This window comes from Amycolatopsis sp. NPDC004625 (assembly GCF_040609695.1).
Lineage (GTDB): Bacteria > Actinomycetota > Actinomycetes > Mycobacteriales > Pseudonocardiaceae > Amycolatopsis.
The window spans coordinates 20,839-41,859 of sequence record NZ_JBEXKX010000004.1; the positions used below are offsets into that span (position 1 = coordinate 20,839).

Sequence of the window (21,021 nt, forward strand, 5' to 3'; positions counted from 1 at the left end):
CACGTTGGGCTTGACGTAAAGGTGCAGGGCAACCTGATGATGGAACAACCCGGGAGATGCCACGTCCGGGTGCGGAAACGACCGCCGGGAGCCGTAGTGGTACGCCAGCGCGACGACTTGGCTACTAGAGTGGTCTCACGGTGCTGAATCCATCGCGGTGAAAGCACGATGGAAACGGGCCGCCGGCGCAGCAGTCGAGGGAGTGCACATGTTTGAGAGGTTCACCGACCGCGCGAGGCGGGTGGTCGTCCTGGCTCAAGAAGAGGCCAGGATGCTCAACCACAACTACATCGGCACCGAGCACATCCTCCTGGGTCTGATCCACGAGGGTGAGGGTGTCGCCGCCAAGGCGCTGGAGTCGCTGGGCATCGCCCTGGAGGGCGTGCGCCAGCAGGTCGAAGAGATCATCGGCCAGGGCCAGCAGGCGCCGAGCGGGCACATCCCGTTCACGCCGCGCGCCAAGAAGGTGCTGGAGCTGTCGCTGCGCGAAGCGCTGCAGCTCGGCCACAACTACATCGGCACCGAGCACATCCTGCTCGGCCTGATCCGCGAGGGCGAGGGCGTCGCCGCGCAGGTCCTGGTCAAGCTGGGAGCGGACCTCAACCGGGTCCGCCAGCAGGTGCTGCAGCTGCTCTCGGGCTACCAGGGCGGCAAGGAGTCCACCGAAACCGGTTCCGGCCGCGGTGAGGGCACCCCGTCGTCGTCCCTGGTCCTGGACCAGTTCGGCCGCAACATGACCGTGCTCGCCCGCGAGGGCAAGCTCGACCCGGTCATCGGGCGCGGCAAGGAGATCGAGCGGGTCATGCAGGTGCTGTCCCGCCGGACCAAGAACAACCCGGTGCTCATCGGCGAGCCCGGCGTCGGCAAGACCGCCGTCGTCGAGGGCCTTGCGCAGAGCATCGTCAAGGGCGAGGTGCCCGAGACGCTCAAGGACAAGCAGCTCTACACGCTGGACCTGGGCTCCCTGGTCGCCGGCTCCCGCTACCGCGGTGACTTCGAAGAGCGCCTGAAGAAGGTGCTCAAGGAGATCAAGACCCGCGGCGACATCATCCTGTTCATCGACGAGCTGCACACGCTGGTCGGGGCGGGTGCCGCCGAGGGTGCGATCGACGCGGCTTCGATCCTGAAGCCGATGCTCGCCCGCGGTGAGCTGCAGACGATCGGCGCGACCACCCTCGAGGAGTACCGCAAGTACATCGAGAAGGACGCCGCCCTCGAGCGCCGGTTCCAGCCGATCCAGGTCGGCGAGCCGTCGCTGGAGCACACCATCGAGATCCTCAAGGGCCTGCGCGACCGGTACGAGGCGCACCACCGCGTCTCGATCACCGACTCGGCGCTGGTCGCCGCCGCGACCCTGGCGGACCGGTACATCAACGACCGGTTCCTCCCGGACAAGGCGATCGACCTGATCGACGAGGCCGGCGCCCGGATGCGCATCCGCCGGATGACCGCCCCGCCGGACCTGCGCGAGTTCGACGAGAAGATCGCGAACGTCCGCCGCGACAAGGAGTCCGCGATCGACGCGCAGGACTTCGAGCGGGCCGCCCGCCTGCGTGACGAGGAGAAGACCCTCCTCGGCCAGAAGGGCGAGCGGGAGAAGCAGTGGAAGGACGGCGACCTCGACGTCGTCGCCGAGGTCGACGACGAGCAGATCGCGGAGGTGCTGGCCAACTGGACCGGCATCCCGGTGTTCAAGCTGACCGAGGAGGAGACCACCCGGCTGCTGCGCATGGAGGAAGAGCTCCACAAGCGCATCATCGGCCAGGAGGACGCGGTCAAGGCCGTCTCGCAGGCGATCCGCCGTACGCGTGCCGGTCTGAAGGACCCGAAGCGCCCGTCGGGCTCGTTCATCTTCGCCGGCCCGTCCGGTGTGGGTAAGACGGAGCTGTCGAAGGCACTGGCGGCGTTCCTGTTCGGCGAGGACGACGCGCTCATCCAGATCGACATGGGCGAGTTCCACGACCGCTACACCGCTTCGCGGCTCTTCGGTGCCCCTCCGGGCTACGTGGGCTACGAAGAGGGCGGCCAGCTGACGGAGAAGGTGCGTCGCAAGCCGTTCTCGGTGGTCCTGTTCGACGAGATCGAGAAGGCGCACCAGGAGATCTACAACACGCTCCTGCAGGTGCTGGAGGACGGCCGCCTGACCGACGGTCAGGGTCGCACGGTCGACTTCAAGAACACGGTCCTCATCTTCACGTCCAACCTGGGCACGTCGGACATCTCGAAGTCCGTCTCGCTCGGGTTCGCCGGGTCCAACGACACCGGCACCCGGTACGAGAAGATGAAGCAGAAGGTCAACGAGGAAATGAAGAAGCATTTCCGCCCGGAGTTCCTGAACCGGATCGATGACATCATCGTGTTCCACCAGCTGACGCAGGAACAGATCATCATGATGGTCGACCTGATGATCGGCCGGGTCGAGACCCAGCTCAAGGCCAAGGACATGGAGCTGGAGCTCACGGCGAAGGCGAAGTCGCTGCTGGCCAAGCGCGGCTTCGACCCGGTGCTGGGCGCGCGGCCGCTGCGCCGCACGATCCAGCGCGAGATCGAGGACCAGCTGTCGGAGAAGATCCTGTTCGGCGAGGTCGAGCCGGGCCAGATCATCCTGGTCGACGTCGAAGGCTGGAGCGGCAACCCGGAGGACAAGGACGACCAGGCGCGGTTCACGTTCCGCGGCGAGCGCCGTCCGTCGTCCATCCCGGACGCCCCGCCGGTCAGCATCGGCGCGGGTCACGAGGAGCAGGGCGAAGCCGAAGGCGAGTGATCGTCACGTAGGTGCGGCAGGAGGGCGGTTCCCCGGGTGGGGAGCCGCCCTTCGGCTTTCCGGGCGCATGAGACGATGCCCGCGGACCTTGGGAGGGGAATCCGCGTGGACGTGCTGGCGATCGACTTCGGGACTTCCGGCACGGTCGGCGTCCTCGCCGCCGCCGGGCGCGGGCCGCGGGCCGTCGAGGTGGACGGGTCCGCCACCATGCCCTCCGCCGTGTTCGCCGACGACGACGGCCTGCTCGTCGCCGGGCAGGACGCCGAACGGCGGGCGCGGCTCGATCCCAGCCGGTTCGAACCCAACCCCAAGCGGCGCATCGACGAGGGCACCCTCGACCTCGGCGGCACGAAGGTCGGGATCGCCGACGCCTTCGCCGCCGTGCTGCGCCGGATCGGGGAGGAGGCCGGACGGCAGCTCGGTCACCCGCCCGCGCAGACCCGGATCTCGCACCCCGCCGGCTGGGGGGCCGACCGGCAGGACGTCCTCCGGGACGCCGCCGCGAAGGCCGGGCTGGCCGACGTCCGGCTGATCCCCGAGCCGGTGGCCGCCGCCGCGCACTACGCCAGCCTCGGGAGCCGGACCGGGGGCCCCATCGGCGTCTACGACCTCGGGGCCGGCACCTTCGACTGCGCCGTCGTCGGCGTCACGCAGCAGGGTTTCACCGTGCTCGCCGAGGACGGGCTGCCGGACCTCGGCAGCCTCGACATCGACCAGGCGCTGCTCGTCCACATCGGCCGGTCGGTGTCGCACGCCGATCCGGCGCAGTGGCAACGCCTGCTGCGGCCGCAGACCACCGCCGACCGGCGGACGCGCCGGGCGTTGCTGCAGGACGTCCGCGACGCCAAGGAAAGCCTCTCCCGGCACGCGCAGACCCACGTGCCGATGCCCGAGCCGTTCGGGGACGTCCTCGTCACCCGGGACGAGCTCGAAGCGCTCGTGCGGCCCAGCCTGCTGCGCAGCGCCGAACTGCTCGCCGCGACGATCCGCCGCGCCGGCCGCACGCCCGCGCAGCTCGGCGGCGTCTACCTTGTCGGCGGGCCGAGCCGGATGCCGTTGCTGGCCACCCTGCTCGAACGGCAGCTCGGCGTCACGCCGACCACGCAGGACCAGCCCGAGACGGCCGTCGCGTTCGGCCTCCACCACGTGCCGCTGGGCGACACCGACCTCACCGTGCCCGCCTTCGCGCCGGTCCGCCCGCCCGCCGTGCCGCCGCGGCCGCAGCCGTGGCAGCAGGTCCCGCCGCACCAGCAGCCGGCGCCCGTCCGCCGCTCGCGCAAGCCGTGGCTCATCGGCTTGGCGGTGCTCGTGGTCGTCGCGGTCGCGCTGACGGTCGTCCTCGTGGCGACCGGGAGCGACTCCGCGCAGTCCACAGTGGACTGCACGACGACGGGGCAGCGCGACCAGGCCGGGTTCACGCCCTGCCTGCGCGCTCTGGCCGGCGCCGTCCCGGACCGGGGGACCTGCCACGCCACCGACGCCATCGGCAAGCTGATGGACGCCCAGGTGGCGGTCACGTGCTCGGTCACCGGCGGTGCGGTCAGCTACTACCAGGGCGTGACCACCGACGAAATAGAGGCGAAGGTGAAGCTGCAGGCGGACACCAAGGGCCTCGCGCGCGGCAGCTGGGACGGGGGCGGGCTGCACGGCCGGTACCTGGCCGGGATGGGCACGGTCGCCGGGATCGTGCTGTTCGGCGCGGACGACCGCCGGGCGGCCGGGCTCTACGTCTCGCAGGACGCCGAGCGCGTCGAGGACCTCCTCGCCGTCTTCACCGGGCAGCTCAAGCCGGCCTGACCCACCAGGCCCGGCTCACCAAGCTTTGTCGAACCGCATCCCGCCGGCGTACCAGTCGTCGTCCGCCACCGGGCCGGACGGCGGCTCGGCGGCCGGCGCGTCCGAAGACCGGTCCTTGAGCACCTTGCCGTCCGGCTCGGCCGGCGCGGCGGCCGGCACCGCGGGCGCGGCGGCCGGCACCGGTTCCGGCTCGAACCGCACCCGCCAGTGCAGCCGGTCCATCAGGTAGCCGCCGCTGCCCAGCGGCGCCAGCAGCTGCCCGGTCCGCTTCGCCGATTCCCGCTGGGCCTCGACGTACGTGCGCAGGACGGCGTCCGCGATCTCCGACGGCGACATCCCCGAGACGGCGTCGGTGAGCCGCAGCCGGGTCAGCACGCCGTCGGTGTTGACCGACAGCGAAACCGCGCCGTCGGCGGACGTCGCCGTCGCCGACAACGCGTCGAGCTCGGCCAGCAGGGCTTCGCGGTCCGGTTTGGCCGGACGGTCAGCCATCCAGCCGCCCCAGGTGGCCGCTGTCCTGCGAAACCCGGCCGTCGGGAGCGATGTCGACGTTCCGGTCGCGGACGTTCTGCTCGGTCCGGCGCGAGGTGTGGTCGGTCTCGAAGTTCGACGGGTCGAAGCTCGAACCGGGGCTGACGTCCGGCGAGTCGGGGATCTTCGGCAGGTCGGCGGCCTCGTCGTCGATGCGGTTCGCCAGCGTCTGGGCCGCGTCGGCGGCGGCGTCGCGGATCTTGCCCGCGCTGTCGACGAAGCTCTGGTAGAGGTCGAACGCGTTGTCGCCGGTGATCTCCGCCTGGTTCGCCACCGCCGCGCTGATCGCTCCGCCGGCGGCGTTCCCAGCGACCAACGCCCCGTTGGCCGCGGTGAAGATCGCCGCGCCCGCCGGGGCCGCGACGCCGGCGCTGGCCACCGCGAGCAGCCCGGCGACCGCGCCGGCGAACGTCGCCGCCAGCACCTTCGACAACGCCGCTTCGCGCTTGCGGGACTGTTCCTTCTGGTAGTCCTGCGCGGTCTGCAGGAACGTGGTGCCGAGGTTGCTCAGGTCCTGCCGGGCGGACGCGATGGCCTCGCGCGCGGCGACCAGGTCGCTCTCCAGCACGGTGATCTTGGATTCGACCTGGGTGAAGGCGTCCGCGAGCTCGTTGAGGTAGGCCTTGACCGCGTTCGCGGCCGAGCCCCGCCACTCGGTGAGGAACTGCCGGGTGTCGTCGAGCTTCGGCTTCGAGTCCCGCTGCAGCGCCTTCCAGGTGGCGTCGTGCCGCATGATCAGGTGCTGCAGGCCGTCGGCCGACTCGTGGGCGATGTCGGCGTCGGAGAACTCGCGGTAGATGCCGGCGATCTCGTCCTGCATCTTCCGGACGTTCTCGTTGGAGTCGTCGAAGCCGAACAGGATGAAGTCGGTCGTCCGGAGGACGTCGATGGCGTCCAGCGCGTCGTTCGCGCCGTCCTTCAGGTCGTCGGAGACGCCTTCGAGGAGTTCGGCGCGGCGGTCGTCGCCGCTGGACACGGGCTGGGCGTCGAGGCCGGTGTCGAAGTAGCCGTCCACGTCCTCAGTTCCCTTCCAGGCCCGCGGCCGCGCGGTTGACGTGCCGCTTCGAGTCCTCGTCGGCCTGCTCGTACAGTTCCGCGACGCGCATCAGCGCGTGGCTCGTGTCGGCGGTCGTCTGGTGCAGCTGCGCGACGAGCTTCTGGATCTTCGCCAGGTGGTTGTCGTAGGCGGCGGCGACGGCCGGCATGCCCAGCGAGCGGCCGAACGCGTTGGCCGCGGGGAACATCCCGGCGAGGCCGCCGAAGAGGCCGCCGCCGGCGGCGACGGGGACGTCGGTACCGCGCAGGCCGTTCGACGCGGTCCCCGCGGCGTCGGCCGCGTCCTGGAGGGCTCCGGCCGAGTCCCGCAGGTCCTGCAGGTCGGTCTCGAATCCGATCATCACTCACCTCTTCTTGGCTGCGCGTTCCGGCCATGTAAACACCGTTCGATCGCCCGCCAGGGGGATTTGCGGGTGGTGTGCCACAGATCACGAGCGGCCCGCTGTACCGCCGAACGGGCGAATGTCGTCCGTGGCGGTGGGGTCCGGCGCTCCTACCTGCATGAGCACACTCACCAAGCCGCGCGCGCCGACCGTCCGGCGCCGGTTGCGCGAGGCGGAACGCTTCTCCTGGACGGGTTTCGCGGTCACCGTCGGGGCGTCGCTGCTCGGCACGCTCGTGCCGGCCGCGATCGGGGCCGGACCGAGCGCGACGCTGATTTCGACGCTGGTGGTGACGGTGCTGGCGGCCGGCGGGTTCACGGCCAAGGACGGCAGCGCCCGCGGGATCAAGGCGATCGCGATCGTGCTGCTGGCGGCGGGCGCGCTGGTGCTGACGGTGACCGGTGTGACGGTGCTCGACCTCGTCCGCGGCCGCCCGGCGACGTTCCCCGGCGTACCGGCGGCGGCCCCCGAAGCCCGGGTCATCGTCCCGGAGTCGGTCACCTGCGGCACGACCCCGGTGCACACGACGGCGACCTGCGCGGTGGCGGTCCGCAGCGTGGGGGCGAGCGCGCTGCGGGTCAGCGGCATCGAGGTGGACAGCACGGACTTCGCGGTGGACGCGAGCGGCTGCGTCGGCCACGACGTCGAGCCGGGCCGCCGGTGCACGCTGCTGGTGAGCTTCACCCCGGCCTGGAGCGGCGACCGGGTGGCGGATCTGACGGTGCACCACAACGTCCCGGGCCCGGCGGCGTTCGTCGAGCTCACCGGCCGCGGCGGTTAGGTCCGGGTCAGCCGCGCCCCGCCGGCGAAGGCGATCCACGCCTGCACGGCCCCGAACGCGAGCGCGGTGACCAGGACCGGCGGCGCGTGGACCGACGCGACGGCGCCGTACGGCTCGACGAGGACGGCCGGCAGCAGGAACGCGCCGGTGAGCACCCGGCGCCGCGGCCCGATGCTGGCCACGGCCAGCACCGGCCAGGTCAGGAGGCCGGCGAACAGCGACGACCCCACGACGAGCGCCGGAACCCAGAAGACGGTCCCCAGCCGGCACATGCTTTCGGCGTTGACCGCCTCGTCGGCCGCGCAGACCTGGTTCATGTGCGTGGTGACCGCGTGCGCGACCGCGCCGATGACCGCGCCGGTCGCCAGCGCCGTGACACCGGCGGTCAGGATCGCCGCGGGTCTCGCCCAGCGGTCCCTGCTCAATGCTCCACACCCGCGCTGACCGCCAGGTCCGTGGTCACCCGCAACGCCGTGTCCGCCAGCACTTCCAGCGCGTCCGCGATCCGGTCCACGCCCAGTGACGGCGCCGCCTTGCCCGACGCCGCGACCTGCTCCGGGCTGAACGGGACGTGCACGAACCCGCCGCGCACGCCCGGGAACTCCGTGGCCAGCAGGTGCATCAGGCCGTAGAACACCTGGTTGCAGACGTACGTCCCGGCCGTGTGGGACACCGACGCCGGCACGCCCGCCGCGCGGATCGCCGCCACGCACGCCTTCACCGGCAGCGTCGTGAAGTAGGCCGCCGGGCCGTCCGGGACCACCGGGGCGTCCACCGGCTGCGCGCCCGCGTTGTCCGGGATGCGGGCGTCGACGAGGTTGATCGCGACCCGCTCCGGCGTCACGTCGGCGCGTCCGCCCGCCTGGCCCGCGCAGACCACCAGCGAGGGCCGGTGGTCCGAAAGCGCCCGCCGCAGCGCCGGCAGCGACGCCCCGAACTCGCAGGGCAGCTCCACCGCCGCGACGTCGTCCCGGCGCGCGGCCACCCGCGAAACCGCCTGCCACGACGGGTTCACCGGCTCGCCGCCGAACGGCGCGAACCCCGTCATCAGCACCCTGGTCATGCACCCTCCCGAGGCGAAAGCGTCGAGGCCACCCTACGTCCGCGCAGGGTGGCCTCGACGACGAGCGCGATCAGGCGGCCGGCTTGAGACCGCCCGGGAACAGGTACTGGTCGGCGGGCTTGCCGGTGCCGTACACCCACGCGTCGAAGAAGCCCTTGAGGCTCCGGTGCGCGACGAACTCGGTGTACCGCTGGAACTCCTGCATGCTCGCGTTCCCGCCGCGGTGCAGCGACGGCCACGTCTTGAGCACGAAGTCGAACGCCGGCTGCCCGACGTAGTTGCGCAGCGCGTGCAGCATCAGCGGGCCCTTCGAGTACACGTACGTGAACTCGTTGCCCTGGCCCATGTCGTAGAGCTTGCCGTCCCAGAACCGCGTGGACGCCTTCTTGACGTCGTCGGCGTACTGCTTGTTCAGGTCGACGCCCTCCTTCGCCTCGTCCCACAGCCACTCGGCGTAGGAGGCGAAGCACTCGTTGAGGCAGACGTCGCGCCAGTGCGCGACCGCCACCGAGTCGCCGTACCACTGGTGGGCGTTCTCGTGCACGATCGTCGGGACCGTGCCGGCCCAGCCCGCGGAGTAGATCGGGCGGCTCATCGTCTCCAGCGAGAAGCCGATCTCCTCGTTGAGGAAGATGCCGCCGGCCGCGTCGATCGGGTACCTGCCGAACTTCGACTCGAGGAAGTCGAGGATCTCCGGCAGCCGCCCCTCGGCCTGCTTGGCCGAATCCGCGGTGCCCGGGGCGAACGCGCTGACGATCGGGGTGCCGTCCTTGCGCTGCTGCCGGTCGAAGGTCCACTTGTCGATCGCGACCGTCGTCATGTACGGCACGATCGGCGTTTCCTCGGCCCACACGTGCGTGGTGCCGCCCGGCGCCTTGAACGAGCCGCGCTCGCGGCCGTTGGCGATCACGCCCCACTCGTCGGGCACGGTGATCGCCAGGTGGAAGGTGGCCTTGTCGAGCGGGGTGTCGTTGACCGGGTACCAGGTGGTGGCCGACCTCGGCTCGCCGGCGACGAACGCGCCACCCGCCTTGGCGTACTGCCAGCCGTTGTTGCCCAGCGACGGATCGCTGATCGGCGCGGGCACGCCGTGGTAGGCGATCCTGACCCTGAAGTCCTGGCCCCGCCACAGCGCGCGCGACGGCGTGATGACCAGCTCGTGGTCGCCGGTGCGGGCGAACTTCGCGTCCCGGCCGTCGACCTTCACCGAGTCGACGGTCAGGCCGCGCAGGTCCAGGTCGAAGGAGCTGAGCGACTGCGTCGCCCGCGCGGTGATGTCCTGGGTGCCGGTGAGCTGGTGCGACGCCGGGTCGTAGCCCACCTTGAGGTTGTAGTCGGCGACGTCGTAGCCGCCGTTGCCGTCCTGCGGGTAGTAGCTGTCGCCCGCGCCGTCGCTGCCCGGCTTCGGTGCGCCCCAGCCGTCGCCCGCCGCGGCGACGCCGGCGCCGAGGCAGAGACTGGCGACCACGGCGGCCGCCACCACGACCGGTTTCTGTCCCCTCATGAACGCTCCTGTCCGTGTCGGTGGACCTCGCCCGCAACGTATCGCCACCCACGGGTGACACGGCCGATCACGTCGCATTTGTCCGGATAATCAGCACTTCCGTCGGCCCGCCCCAGCGCCGGGCCGACGTCTGGAAAGCTGGACACATGCGCGTTGCGCTGCTGGGCCCGCTGCGGGCGGCGGAAGACGACGGCACGCCGATCGACATCGGCGGCGCCCGCCTCCGCATGCTCCTGGCCAGGCTCGCCCTGGACGCCGGGCGCGCGGTCCCGGCCGACGCGCTGGTCGACGGGCTCTGGGGGGCCGAACCGCCGGCCGACGCGGCCAACGCCCTGCAGTCGCTGGTGTCCCGGCTGCGCAAAGCCCTGCCGGTGGCGGTCGAATCCGGGCCGGGCGGCTACCGGCTCGCGGTGGCGGCCGGTGACGTCGACGCCGAGCGGTTCGAACGCCTGGCCGCCGACGGCCGCCGCGAGCTGGCCGCCGGCCGTGACGCCCACGCCGCCGACCTGCTCACCGAGGCCCTGTCGCTGTGGCAGGGCGCCGCGCTCGCCGACGTCCTCGACGCGCCCTTCGCGCCGGCGCCGGCCCGGCGGCTGACCGAGTTGCGGGCCGAGGCGGCGGAGGACCGGTTCGAGGCCCTGATCCGGCTGGGCGACCACGCCGCCGTCCTGGCCGACCTGGCCACGGCGGCCGAGGCCGACCCGCTGCGCGAACGGCTCGCCGGCCTGCGGATCCGCGCGCTGTGCGTCGCCGGGCGGCAGTCGGAAGCCCTGGGTGTCTACGCCGGGATCCGCCGCACGCTGGCCGACCAGCTCGGCGTCGACCCTTCGGCCGAGCTACAGGAGATCCACGTCGCCGCGCTGCGCGGCGAGTTCGCGCCGCCGTCGCCGGTGACCGATCGGCTGCCGACCCGGCTGACCACGTTCATCGGCCGCGACGACGAGCTCAAGCTGCTGGCCGAGCTGCTCGGTTCGGCCCGGCTGGTCACCCTGGCCGGGCCCGGCGGGGCGGGCAAGACGCGCCTGGCCACCGAAGCGGCGTCACGGCACCCGGCGCACCAGCAGGGCCGCGTCTGGTTCGCCGCGCTGGCCGGCGTCCGCGACCCCGACGACGTCCCCGCCGCGCTGCTGGGCGCGCTCGAGGTGCGGGAGATCCGCGCCGAGACCGAGATCAACCGCCGCCAGCCGGAACCGGTGGAACAGGCCGTCGAGGTGCTCGGCGGCGCGGAAGCGCTGCTGGTACTGGACAACTGCGAGCACGTCGTCGACGCCGCCGCCCGGCTGGCCGACGAACTGCTGCAGCGGGCGCCGAAGCTGCGGATCCTGGCGACCAGCCGTGAGCCGCTGGCGATCACCGGGGAGGCGTTGTGCCCGCTCGGCCCGCTGCCGGTGCCCGCGGAACGCGCCGCGCCCGCGGAGGCCGCCGAGCTCGACTCGACGCGGCTGTTCCTCGACCGGGCGGCCGCCGTCCGGCCGGACTTCGTGCTGGATGAGTCCACTGTGGACCAGGTCGGCGAAATCTGCCGGCGGCTCGACGGGATGCCGCTGGCGCTGGAGCTGGCCGCGGCGCGGTTGCGGTCGATGACGGTGGCCCAGATCGCCGCCCGGCTCGGCGACCGCTTCCGGCTGCTCACCTCGGGCAGCCGCACGGCGCTGCCGCGGCAGCGGACGCTGCGTGCGGTCGTCGAGTGGAGCTGGGACCTGCTGGCCGAGGCCGAGCTGGTGCTGGCCCGGCGGCTCGCGGTGTTCACCGGCGGCGCCGAGGCGGCCGCGATCGAAGCCGTCTGCGCGGACGACCTGCTGCCCGCCGCCGACGTGCCCTACGTGCTCGGCAGCCTGGTCGAGAAGTCCATAGTGGACACGATCGACGGCGGCCACGGCGAGCCGCGGTACCGGATGCTCGAAACGCTGCGCGCGTACGCCACCGAGCGGCTGGTGGAATCGGGCGAGCACGACCGGACGCGCCGGGTGATGGCGGCCTACTACGCCGAGTTCGCCCAGCGGCTGGAGCCGACGCTGCGCACCGCCGCGCAGCTGGCGGCGATCGACATGTTCGAGGCCGAGAGCGCGAACATGATCGCCGCGCTGCGCGGCGCGATCGAGATGTCCGATGTGGACAACGCGGTCGCGCTGCTGGACGGGATGTTCTGGTACCTCACGATCCTCGGCCAGGGCGGCCGGGTGGGCAGCCTGATCCGGGACACCCTCGCGTTCGGCGACCGGCTGCCCGCCCAGGTCAACGCCGCCTACCGGGCGCTGATCTACCTGATGGACGCGATCCCGGTGCGGTCGGACCAGGCCGAGATCCTGCGGCTGGTCGACGACTGCGTGCGCACCGGCGCGGTGGACCGCTACCCCGGGCTCGCGGTGGCGCTGCCGATGCTGGCGTTCCTCGGCGGCGATCGCGACGTCGCCGTCCGCGAGGTGAGCCGGGCCGAGCAGCACCCGGACCCGTGGACCCGGGCCGGCGCGTACTGGGTGGACAGCTTCCTGCTCGACGACGCCGGTGACGTCGAGGGCGCGGACCGGGCCCGCGACCTGGCCCACGCCGGGTTCGAGGCGGTCGGCGACCGCTGGGGCATCGCGATGACGCTGAGCTTCAAGGCGTACGCGCTGTCCCAAGACGGCCACAGCGCGAAGGCCATCGAGACCTACCAGCGCGGCCTGGCCCTATCGATGGAGCTGCGGTCGCACGAGGACGCCGTGCAGCACTGGTGGCGGCTGGCCGTCGAGCGCGCGCGAACCGGCGACTTCGAGGCGGCCTGGCGCGACCAGGAGGCGGCGGAGCGCTACGGCCGGGACATCTCGAACCCGCAGCAGCGCGCCATCCTGATGTTCGGCCGGCTGGAGCTGCTGCTGCGCACGGGCCGCCTGGCCGAGGCGCGCGAACTGCTCGACCGCGTCGCCGCGATGGGCGGCGACGAGTGGTTCCCCGGCGGCATCGGCGACGAGTGGATCCACTCGTTCGAGGCGCGCCTCCTGCTGGCCAACGGCCGCGTCGACGAGGCGGAACCGCACGCGGCGGTCGCGATCCGGGCCACGAACCAGCGCGGCGACATGCCGGACATGGCGGGCTCGGTGGAACTGCTGGCGATGATCCGCGCGCGGCAGGGCCGTCCCGAGACGGCGGCCCGGGTGCTCGCGGCGTCCGCCGTCATCCGCGGCCGCCTCGACCTCGGCAGTCCCGAGGTCCAGGCCCTCATCGAGGACCTCCGCGCGGCCCTCCCGGACTACGACGCCCGCTACGACGCCGGCCGCGCGATGTCCAAAAAGGACACAATCACCTGGCTCCTGGCCGAGCTCGGCTAAGGTCGTGAGTGGTAAGGCGGGTTCTAACCCGCCTTACCACTCACGACCTCCCCTGGCGCTACTCACCCCCGTGGGTGCGCCTTCTCAGACCCGCCGGCGGTAGGCCCAGGTGGCCAGCGGGAAGAACACGATCACCGCGCCGGCCATCCAGGCCAGCGCGCCGGCCAGCGGGCCGGCCACCGGGCCGCCGTTCATCAGGCCGCGCAGCGCGTTCGCCATCAGGCTGACCGGGCTGATGTCCGCCCACGCCCGCAGCCAGCCGGGCATGGTCGACGTCTGCACGAACACGTTGCTGCCGAACGTCAGCGGCATGATGAAGACGAACATCAGCGCCTGCGCCGCGCCCGGCGACTTCATCACCATGCCGACGAAGACCGAGCCCCAGCAGAAGCAGAGCCCGAACGCCAGCGCGAGCAGGATCGCCACCACGAACTCGCCGGGGCTGGTCGCGATCCGGTAGCCCATGATCGTCGCGACGACCATCAGCACCGTCAGGCACACGACGTACCGCACGACGTCGGCGAGCACCGCCCCGATCAGCGGGGCCGAGCGGGCGATCGGCATGCTGCGGAACCGGTCGAACACGCCCTTGGTGACGTCGGTGTTGAGGTTCGTGCCCACGGTGAGGCACGCCTGCAGGATGTTCATCACGATGATGCCGGGCACGACCATCTGCAGGTAGGCGTCGGTCGAGCCGGACAGCGCGCCGCCGAAGAGGTACACGAACATCACCAGGAAGATGATCGGCATCAGGGTGACGTCGGCGAGCTGCTCGGGGTTCTTGCGGATCTTCAGGATGCCGCGCCACGCCAGCGAAAGCGCGTGCTGGAAGCCCTTTCCGGGGCTGATGTGCCGCGGCGGGGCCGGGCGGTCGAGGGCCAGCGTCGTCATGCCAGGCTCCCTTCGAGGGTCTTGTCCTCCACGGACGGTTGGGCGGTGTGCCCGGTCAGGGCGAGGAACACCTCGTCGAGGCTGGGCAGCCGCAGCGCCAGCTCGTCCGCGGTGATCCCGGCTTCGTCGAGCTTGCGGACCAAAGTGGACAGCAGCACCGGGTCGTTGACCGGGGCGGTGAGCAGGCCGGTCGCGTCGTCGCGGGTCGGCCGGACGCCGGTGAGGTCACCGAGGATCCGGTTGACGGCGTCCATGTCGGACAGCTGGGTCGGCCGGACCTGCAACGTCTGCCCGCCGACGCGGCGCTTGAGCTCGTCGGCCCGGCCGTCGGCGACGACCCGGCCGTGGTCGAACACGGTGATCTTGTCGGCGAGCTGGTCGGCCTCCTCCAGGTACTGCGTGGTCAGCAGCACCGTGGCGCCCTCGGCGACCAGGCCGCGGACGACGTCCCAGACCTCGTTGCGGGCGTGCGGGTCGAGGCCGGTGGTCGGCTCGTCGAGGTAGAGCACCTCGGGCCGGCCGACGAGGCTGGCGGCCAGGTCGAGCCGCCGCCGCATGCCGCCGGAGTACGTCCGGATCGGCCGCTTGGCCGCGCCGGTCAGCTCGAACCGCTCGATCAGCTCGGTGGCCCGGAGCTTCGACTGGGCGCGCGAGTAGCCGTACAGCCGTCCGATCAGGACGAGGTTCTCGATCCCGTTCAGGTCTTCGTCGACCGAGGCGTACTGCCCGGTCAGCCCGATCAGGCTGCGGACCCGGACCGGGTCGGCGACCACGTCGTAGCCCCCGACCGTGGCTCTTCCGGCGTCCGGTTTCATCAGGGTCGCCAGGATCCGGACGGCGGTCGTCTTGCCCGCGCCGTTCGGCCCGAGCACCCCCACGACCTGCCCGAACGGGACCTCGAGGTCCACCCCGTCGAGCGCCTTCGTCTCCCCGAACGTCTTGACCAGGCCCTCGGCCTGGATTGCGTGCGACATGGGCGTCCTCCTTCGCTTGTCGCTTCTGAGCGTCACTGTGGACGGCTGCGCTGGCAGGCCGCGCACAGCTCGCTGGCAGGCGCTGGCAGGCGCTGGTGAAGATCTTGTGGAGGAGTTGTCGCCGCCCGGGCCGCGCGCCGCCGGTCTCGGCATACTCGGCAGCATGGTGGTTGCGGAAGAGACGCGGTCCCGGCGGAAGAACCCGCTGGTCACGGCCCTGCTGGTGGCGCCGGTGGTGCCGTTGGCGGTGCTGGCGGCGCTGCGCCTGATCGGCTACGACGGCGACTGGTACACCCTCGTCGCGCTGTCGTTGACGCCGTACGCGGCGGCCGCGGGCCTGCTCCTCGGCGGGCTCGCGCTGGCGTTGCGGCGGTGGTGGACCGGCGGGGTCGCGCTCGTGCTGGCGGTCGCGCTGGCCGTCCTGGTGCTCCCGCGGCTGTCGGCGAGCGACCAGCGCGACCTGCACGGCAAGACGCTACGGGTCCTCTCCTCGAACCTGCTCTACGGCCAGGCGGACCCGAAGGCCGTCGTCGACCTGGTGCGCTCGCAGCGGATCGACGTGCTGAACCTGGTCGAGATGACCCCGCGGGTGGTCGACGGGCTGACCGCGGCCGGGCTGTTCGAGACGCTGCCGTACCGGGTGCTGCACCCGGCGCCGGGCGCGTTCGGCTCGGGGATCGTGTCGCGCTTCCCGCTGAAGGAGGTCAACCTGTCCGGCGACTCGGCGGCCAAGCAGCCGGGCGCCGAGGCCGACCTGGGCGACGGCGTGGTGGTGGAGATCGTCGCGGTCCACCCGATCTCCCCGGACGTCGACACCCCGCAGTGGGAGCGCGAGATCAAGGACCTGTCCCGCCCGGCGGGCGAGCACGGCCTGCGGATCCTGGCCGGCGACTTCAACGCGACGCTGGACCACGTGGCGTACCGGACGGTCCTGTCCCGCGGCTACCGCGACGCGGCGGAGGAGCGCGGGGAGGGGCTGGCGCCGACGTGGCCGTCGTCGTTCCCGGTGGTGACGATCGACCACGTGGCGGTGGACAACCGCGCGGCGGTGCAGGACTACCGCGTGTTCGACGTGCCGGGCAGCGACCACCGAGCCGTGTTCGCCGAAGTCCGCCTGCCCTGACCCTCGTGAGTGATAAGGAGGGTTCTAACTCGCTTTACCACTCACGAGGGCCTGGATGGTCTCAAGGGCGCCGGCCGCGATCGACACGCCGCGGTCGTGGCGGATCCCGGGTTCGCGCGGGTTGATGCGGATCAGGGCGCCCGTCGCCGCGCTGGCCAGCTCGGCGTAGCGGCGGACCGTCGGGACCGCCTGACCCGCGCCCAGCTCGACCACCACGAGGTCACGCGCGGTGCGTCGCCACGCCGTCAGCTCGTCCAGCTGGGCCTGGCTGCGGTCCGGGACCCACGAGACGTCGCCGAACATCAGGATGTTGGGCCGGGCGAGGCCGCCGCAGCGGGGGCACGCCGGCAGGGGCGGTATCGCGCGCATGGTCTCTTCGTCGATCACCACGTCCACGCCGGCCGGCCAGATCTCGTCCGTGCACCCGGCCAGGCACTGCAGGTGGTGGATCGAGCCGTGCGCCTCGGCGACGTGCCCGAAGCCCGCCGCCTGGAACTGGCCGTCCACATTGGACGTGAACACCCGGACGCCGCCGGGCAGGCGCGAGCCGTACTCCAGGAGCAGCCGGAAGCCGTCGTGCGGCACGGTTTTGCGGTACAACGCCAGCCGGTGCCCGTAGAAACCCCAGGCCAGCCCGGGGTCGTCGGCGAACTGCCGCGGGTCGGCGAGCTCCTCGAACCGCAGGCCGAGCCGGGCGTACGGCGGGTAGGCGCGCCAGAACCCCTCACCGCCGCGGAAGTCCGGGAGGCCCGAATCGACGCCCATGCCGGCGCCGGCGCAGATCAGGAGCGCGCCGGCGCCGTCCAGGAGCTTTGCGGCTTGCTCACTCACCCGGCTGAGAACCGAGGACGACCTCGAACTCCAGCAGGTTCGCCCCCGTGGACACCGGCTTGGCGCGCTCGCCCGAGTGCGCCGCCGCGGCCGGGCCGCCCTTCGCCCACGCCTGGTAGTGCTCCTCCGTCTCCCACTTCGTGTACACGAAGTAGCGCGTCTCGCCGGAAACCGGCCGCAGCAGCTCGAAGCCGAGGAAGCCCGGCTGCTGGTCGACGGAGTGCATGCGCGCGGCGAAGCGCTTCTCCAGCTCGGGGCCGGCGCCCTCGGGCACCTCGATCGCGTTGATCTTCACGACACTCATGGCTCCACACTAGTTGGCTCCCGCGTGTGACCCGTGCCACTGTGGAAGCCATGGGGAGCACCGAGCGCGACCTCGCCGCCGACCTCGCCCGGATCGTCCGCGCCACCGCGGACACCGTCACCGGAGGCGGCAACGAACTCATCGAGCGCGTGACCGGCCACCTGGGGGCGCCGCTGCCGGAGGTCGTGGTCGTCACGCGCAACTGGCCGATGTGGGAGCACGCCAACATCCAGCGCGGGGTCGACGCCTACCTGGCCGGGCACGGCACGGCCGTGGGCTGGTTCGGCATCGCGGGCGGCCAGCGCACGCACGAGGACCTGATCGGGATGCTCGCCACCGCACGTCGGCAGGGGATGTACGACCTCGGTTCGGTGGACTACACGACCACGGCGACCGGCCCGGACGACGCCACCGAGGCGGTCCAGCTCGGGCTGGTCGGCACGCACGCGCCCGGCGGCGAGCCGGTGCTGCTCGCCATCCGCGGCGCCAACCCGCAGTGGGGGCTGGAGCAGTGCCGGCTGGAGGTGCTGGCGACGTCGCGGGCCGTCGCCACCGGCGTCCGGGACCGCGTCGAGCGCCTGATGACCGAGCACGACGTCCTGCGCGGCCAGGTGCTGGCCTTCGGCACCAGCGAAAACCGCGGCAACGAGCTGCTCACGTTCCTCCCGCGGCCCACGCTGACCGGTGACGAGGTCGTGCTGCCGGACGGCGTGCTCGAGGCGATCGAGCGACACACGATCGGCATCGCCGAGCACGGCGAGCGCCTGCTGGCGGCCGGCCAGCACCTCAAGCGCGGCCTGCTGCTGCACGGCGCGCCCGGCACCGGCAAGACGCACACGGTCCGCTACCTGATGGGCCGCCTGCCGGAGACGACGGTGGTCATCCTGACCGGCACGGCGATGCGGTTCGTGGCCAAGGCGGCCGAGCTGGCGCGGCGGCTGCAGCCGAGCGTGGTCGTGCTCGAAGACGTCGACCTGATCGCCCAGGACCGCAGCTACGGCCCGATGGTCCAGCCCCTGCTGTTCACCCTCCTCGACGCGATGGACGGCGTGGGCGGCGACGCCGACGTGACGTTCCTGCTCACCACCAACCGCGCGAGCGAGCTGGAGAAGGCGCTGGCGGACCGGCCGGGCCGGGTCGACCTGGCGGTGGAGATCCCGCTGCCGGACGCGGCCGGGCGCGAAGCGCTGCTGCGCCTGTACGCGCGGGGGCTGAAGCTGACGGCGGACCTGGGCCCGGTCATCGAGGCGACCGAGGGGGTGACGGCGTCGTTCGCGAAGGAACTGCTGCGGCGGGCGTCACTGCGGGCGCTGGCCGTGCGCCCGGACGAGGACGTCGTCGTCGGTGACGCGGAGCTGGGGACGGCGCTGCGGGAGATGCAGGACGCGCGCAGTGCGCTGACGCGGTCCTTGCTGGGGTCAGCTGCGCAGTGAGCCCGGGTAGAGGTCGGCGTCCGCGGGGAGCTTCGTGCCGCGGAACCACGTGTCGAAGAACTCCCGGAGGTTCTTGCCGCTGACCTGCGTCGCCAGCGTCTCGAAGTCGGTCCAGGTCGCGTTGCCGTGGCGGAAGCGGGCCGGCCACGTGTGCAGGAGGCGGTCGAACGCCGGGTCGCCGATCTGGCGGCGCAGCGCGTGCAGGGCCAGGATGCCCTTGTTGTAGACGCCTTCGAACTCGTGGCCCTGGCCCATCCCGACCAGCTTCTGGCCCCAGAAGTCCGTGCTGCCGCGGGTGATCTCGATGGCCGCGCGGTAGCGGTCGTCCAGGTTCTGGCCCTCGCGCTCGGCCCACAGCCACTGCGAGTACGACGCGAAGCACTCGTTCAGGCAGATGTCGGACCAGTTGCGCAGGGACACCGAGTCGCCGAACCACTGGTGGGCGTTCTCGTGCACCAGCGTCGGCAGGTCGACCCACTTCGCGTACGTCGGCCGGGTCTGCGTCTCGAGCGAGAAGGGCACGTTCTCGTTCAGGAAGATCCCGCCCGCGGCCGACTGCGGGTACGGGCCGAACTTGCTGCTCAGGAAGCCGAGGACCTCCGGCAGGCGGCCGCCGATCGCGCGGCGGGCCTCGGTGCCGGGGGCGTACGCCGAGACGACCGGGGTTCCGTCCGGCAGTGTCGACCTGTCGACACTGAACTTGCCGATGGCGATGGTCGTCAGGTAGCTCGCCACCGGGTCGGGTTCGGTCCACGTGCCGGGCGGCCCTTCGCGGCCGTTCGAAACCACCGTCCAGCCCGGCGGGACGTGCGCGGTGAGCGTGAAGGCCGCCTTGTCGCGCGGGGTTTCGTTCACCGGGTACCAGAACGCGGCCGAATGCGGCTCGCCGACCATGAACGCGCCGCCGTCGGCCGAGTGCTGCCAGCCGTTCTCGCTGCCGCCCTCGTGCGGGGTCTTCGCCGGGTCGCCGCCGTAACGGACCCGCGTGCGGAACGTCGTCCCGGCGCGGATCGGCCCCGGCGGCGTGACGACGAGCTCGAACGCCTTCTCGCGGCTGAACCGAGCCGGCTTGCCGTCGACCTCGACACTGTGCACGTCCAGCCCTCGCAGGTCGAGGTCGAACCGGCTCAGGTCCTCGGTCGCCTTCGCCGTCACCGTCGTGTCGCCGTCGAGGTGCCCGCTCGGCGGGTCGTACTTGACGTCGACCTGGTAAGCGAGGGCGTCGTAACCGCCGTTGCCGTCGTCGGGGTAGTACGGATCGCCGGCGCCGGCCGCGCCCGGCACCGGGTGCACGGGCGGCGGCGGGAGGGGCGCGGTGACGGCGTCGCCGCCGCACGCCGCGGCGAGGACCACGGCGGCGCAGACAGCCAGGGCGGTGAGTCGGCGGCGCATACGACCACCATAGGTGATGGACTGCGACCGTTCGGTCACGTTCCGCACCAGGGGTTTTGTGGTTAGGTGGCCGCGTGCTCTGTTTCGGCGGCAGCGGCGTGCCGATCGTTCTGCTCCACGGCCTGATGGGCCGGGCGCGGACGTGGTGGCGGGTCGCGGAGTGGCTCCGGCCCTACGGCGCGGTGTACGGACTGGACGCGCGCGGCCACGGCAGCGCGCCGCGCGTCGGGCCGTGGACGACCGAGCGGTTCGCCGACGACGTCGCCGAAGCGCTGCGGACGCTCGACGCCGGCCCGGCGGTCCTGATCGGGCACTCGATGGGTGGCCTGCACGCGTGGGCGACCGCCGCGCGGTACCCGGAGCTGGTGCGCGCGGTCGTCTCCGAGGACTTCGCGCCGGACCAGCGCGGCCGGACCGTCGAGACCTGGCGCGGGTACTTCGAGAGCTGGCCGGTGCCGTTCTCCTCGCTCGACCACGTCCGCGAGTTCTTCGGCGACGCGGGCGCGTACTTCGCCGACTGCGTCGAGGAGCGTTCCGACGGGTTTCACCTGGTCGCGGACCTCGAAGACCTGTACGTCATCGCCGCCGAGTGGGGCCGGCGGGACTTCTGGGACGTCGTCGAGGCGATCCGCTGCCCGCTGCTGCTGGTCGAGGGCGAGCACACGGCGATGCCGCGCGGTCAGCAGGCCGAAGCCGCTTCGCGGGTGCCCGACGCGAAACACCTCGTGGTCCCGGGCTCGGCCCACCTGCCCCACGACGAGGCCCCGGAGATCTACCGCGGCGCCGTCGAGGCTTTCCTCTCCCAGGTGCTCAACCGCTGAAACCGCACGTGAACGGAAGGACGGCACACCGAGCGCGTCGTTGAGCCCGGCGCACCGACCTCCCG

At 72.2% G+C, this 21,021-nt stretch carries 18 protein-coding genes; 7 read left to right on the forward strand and 11 right to left on the reverse strand.

Annotated features, from left to right (window positions below; translation table 11 throughout):
- Positions 1 to 208: 208 nt before the first annotated feature.
- A complete protein-coding gene (locus ABZW17_RS05505) occupies positions 209 to 2,764 on the forward strand; it encodes an ATP-dependent Clp protease ATP-binding subunit (protein WP_354809953.1) in 2,556 nt (851 codons plus the stop codon).
- A 105-nt stretch (positions 2,765 to 2,869) separates the two neighbouring features.
- Complete coding sequence (locus tag ABZW17_RS05510) at positions 2,870 to 4,561, forward strand: Hsp70 family protein (protein ID WP_354809955.1); 1,692 nt, start codon at positions 2,870 to 2,872, stop codon at positions 4,559 to 4,561.
- A gap of 15 nt (positions 4,562 to 4,576) precedes the next feature.
- Here the strand turns inward: ABZW17_RS05510 and ABZW17_RS05515 are convergent, their stop codons facing one another.
- The 3 genes from ABZW17_RS05515 to ABZW17_RS05525 are packed head-to-tail and all read right to left on the reverse strand — an operon-like array spanning position 4,577 to position 6,489.
- Complete coding sequence (locus ABZW17_RS05515; RefSeq protein ID WP_354809957.1) at positions 4,577 to 5,053, reverse strand: YbaB/EbfC family nucleoid-associated protein; 477 nt, start codon at positions 5,051 to 5,053, stop codon at positions 4,577 to 4,579.
- Complete coding sequence (locus ABZW17_RS05520; RefSeq protein ID WP_354809959.1) at positions 5,046 to 6,107, reverse strand: hypothetical protein; 1,062 nt, start codon at positions 6,105 to 6,107, stop codon at positions 5,046 to 5,048. Before ABZW17_RS05520 ends, ABZW17_RS05515 begins: the two co-directional genes overlap by 8 nt.
- Before the next feature lie 4 nt (positions 6,108 to 6,111).
- Positions 6,112 to 6,489, reverse strand: a complete 378-nt coding sequence (locus ABZW17_RS05525) for a hypothetical protein (protein WP_354809961.1) — start codon at positions 6,487 to 6,489, stop codon at positions 6,112 to 6,114.
- A 160-nt stretch (positions 6,490 to 6,649) separates the two neighbouring features.
- Here ABZW17_RS05525 and ABZW17_RS05530 point away from each other — a divergent pair, with 160 nt between their 5' ends.
- The gene (locus tag ABZW17_RS05530; RefSeq protein ID WP_354809963.1) at positions 6,650 to 7,312 is read left to right on the forward strand and encodes a hypothetical protein; all 663 of its coding nucleotides are present in this window, start codon (positions 6,650 to 6,652) and stop codon (positions 7,310 to 7,312) included.
- On the opposite strand, the gene ABZW17_RS05535 is transcribed toward ABZW17_RS05530, so the two are convergent.
- The 3 genes from ABZW17_RS05535 to ABZW17_RS05545 all read right to left on the reverse strand — a co-directional run bounded on the left by ABZW17_RS05535 (position 7,309) and on the right by ABZW17_RS05545 (position 9,879).
- Positions 7,309 to 7,737, reverse strand: a complete 429-nt coding sequence (locus tag ABZW17_RS05535) for a hypothetical protein (protein WP_354809965.1) — start codon at positions 7,735 to 7,737, stop codon at positions 7,309 to 7,311. The two genes, ABZW17_RS05530 and ABZW17_RS05535, sit on opposite strands and share 4 nt — an antisense overlap.
- Positions 7,734 to 8,375 carry a pyroglutamyl-peptidase I gene (pcp, locus tag ABZW17_RS05540; protein WP_354809967.1) on the reverse strand — a complete coding sequence of 214 codons (642 nt, stop codon included), beginning with the start codon at positions 8,373 to 8,375 and terminating at the stop codon, positions 7,734 to 7,736. The genes ABZW17_RS05535 and pcp overlap by 4 nt, the downstream gene beginning before the upstream one ends.
- Before the next feature lie 70 nt (positions 8,376 to 8,445).
- Positions 8,446 to 9,879 (reverse strand): M1 family metallopeptidase, encoded by a 1,434-nt coding sequence (locus tag ABZW17_RS05545; protein ID WP_354809969.1) that lies wholly within the window; start codon positions 9,877 to 9,879, stop codon positions 8,446 to 8,448.
- 146 nt (positions 9,880 to 10,025) lie between these two features.
- Here ABZW17_RS05545 and ABZW17_RS05550 point away from each other — a divergent pair, with 146 nt between their 5' ends.
- The gene (locus ABZW17_RS05550) at positions 10,026 to 13,187 is read left to right on the forward strand and encodes a BTAD domain-containing putative transcriptional regulator (protein ID WP_354809971.1); all 3,162 of its coding nucleotides are present in this window, start codon (positions 10,026 to 10,028) and stop codon (positions 13,185 to 13,187) included.
- An 84-nt stretch (positions 13,188 to 13,271) separates the two neighbouring features.
- Here the strand turns inward: ABZW17_RS05550 and ABZW17_RS05555 are convergent, their stop codons facing one another.
- Both ABZW17_RS05555 and ABZW17_RS05560 read right to left on the reverse strand, forming a co-directional pair.
- On the reverse strand, positions 13,272 to 14,078 hold the full coding sequence (locus tag ABZW17_RS05555) for an ABC transporter permease (protein WP_003096159.1): 807 nt from the start codon (positions 14,076 to 14,078) through the stop codon (positions 13,272 to 13,274).
- Entirely contained in the window at positions 14,075 to 15,052 is a 978-nt protein-coding gene (locus ABZW17_RS05560) for an ATP-binding cassette domain-containing protein (RefSeq protein ID WP_354809973.1), read from the reverse strand. The genes ABZW17_RS05555 and ABZW17_RS05560 overlap by 4 nt, the downstream gene beginning before the upstream one ends.
- Positions 15,053 to 15,158: 106 nt before the next feature.
- Between ABZW17_RS05560 and ABZW17_RS05565 the strand changes: the two genes are divergently transcribed.
- Positions 15,159 to 16,175 carry an endonuclease/exonuclease/phosphatase family protein gene (locus tag ABZW17_RS05565; protein ID WP_354809975.1) on the forward strand — a complete coding sequence of 339 codons (1,017 nt, stop codon included), beginning with the start codon at positions 15,159 to 15,161 and terminating at the stop codon, positions 16,173 to 16,175.
- A 24-nt stretch (positions 16,176 to 16,199) separates the two neighbouring features.
- Here ABZW17_RS05565 and ABZW17_RS05570 read toward each other — a convergent pair whose 3' ends face one another.
- Together ABZW17_RS05570 and ABZW17_RS05575 are read right to left on the reverse strand one after the other, a co-directional pair.
- Complete coding sequence (locus ABZW17_RS05570) at positions 16,200 to 17,006, reverse strand: Sir2 family NAD-dependent protein deacetylase (RefSeq protein ID WP_354809977.1); 807 nt, start codon at positions 17,004 to 17,006, stop codon at positions 16,200 to 16,202.
- Entirely contained in the window at positions 16,999 to 17,310 is a 312-nt protein-coding gene (locus ABZW17_RS05575) for an antibiotic biosynthesis monooxygenase (protein WP_257918130.1), read from the reverse strand. Before ABZW17_RS05575 ends, ABZW17_RS05570 begins: the two co-directional genes overlap by 8 nt.
- Positions 17,311 to 17,360: 50 nt before the next feature.
- Between ABZW17_RS05575 and ABZW17_RS05580 the strand changes: the two genes are divergently transcribed.
- Positions 17,361 to 18,743, forward strand: a complete 1,383-nt coding sequence (locus tag ABZW17_RS05580; protein WP_354809979.1) for an ATP-binding protein — start codon at positions 17,361 to 17,363, stop codon at positions 18,741 to 18,743.
- Here the strand turns inward: ABZW17_RS05580 and ABZW17_RS05585 are convergent.
- Positions 18,729 to 20,135 (reverse strand): M1 family metallopeptidase, encoded by a 1,407-nt coding sequence (locus ABZW17_RS05585; RefSeq protein ID WP_354809981.1) that lies wholly within the window; start codon positions 20,133 to 20,135, stop codon positions 18,729 to 18,731. The genes ABZW17_RS05580 and ABZW17_RS05585 overlap by 15 nt on opposite strands.
- 74 nt (positions 20,136 to 20,209) lie before the next feature.
- Here ABZW17_RS05585 and ABZW17_RS05590 point away from each other — a divergent pair, with 74 nt between their 5' ends.
- On the forward strand, positions 20,210 to 20,956 hold the full coding sequence (locus tag ABZW17_RS05590; RefSeq protein ID WP_354809983.1) for an alpha/beta hydrolase: 747 nt from the start codon (positions 20,210 to 20,212) through the stop codon (positions 20,954 to 20,956).
- Positions 20,957 to 21,021 lie beyond the last annotated feature (65 nt).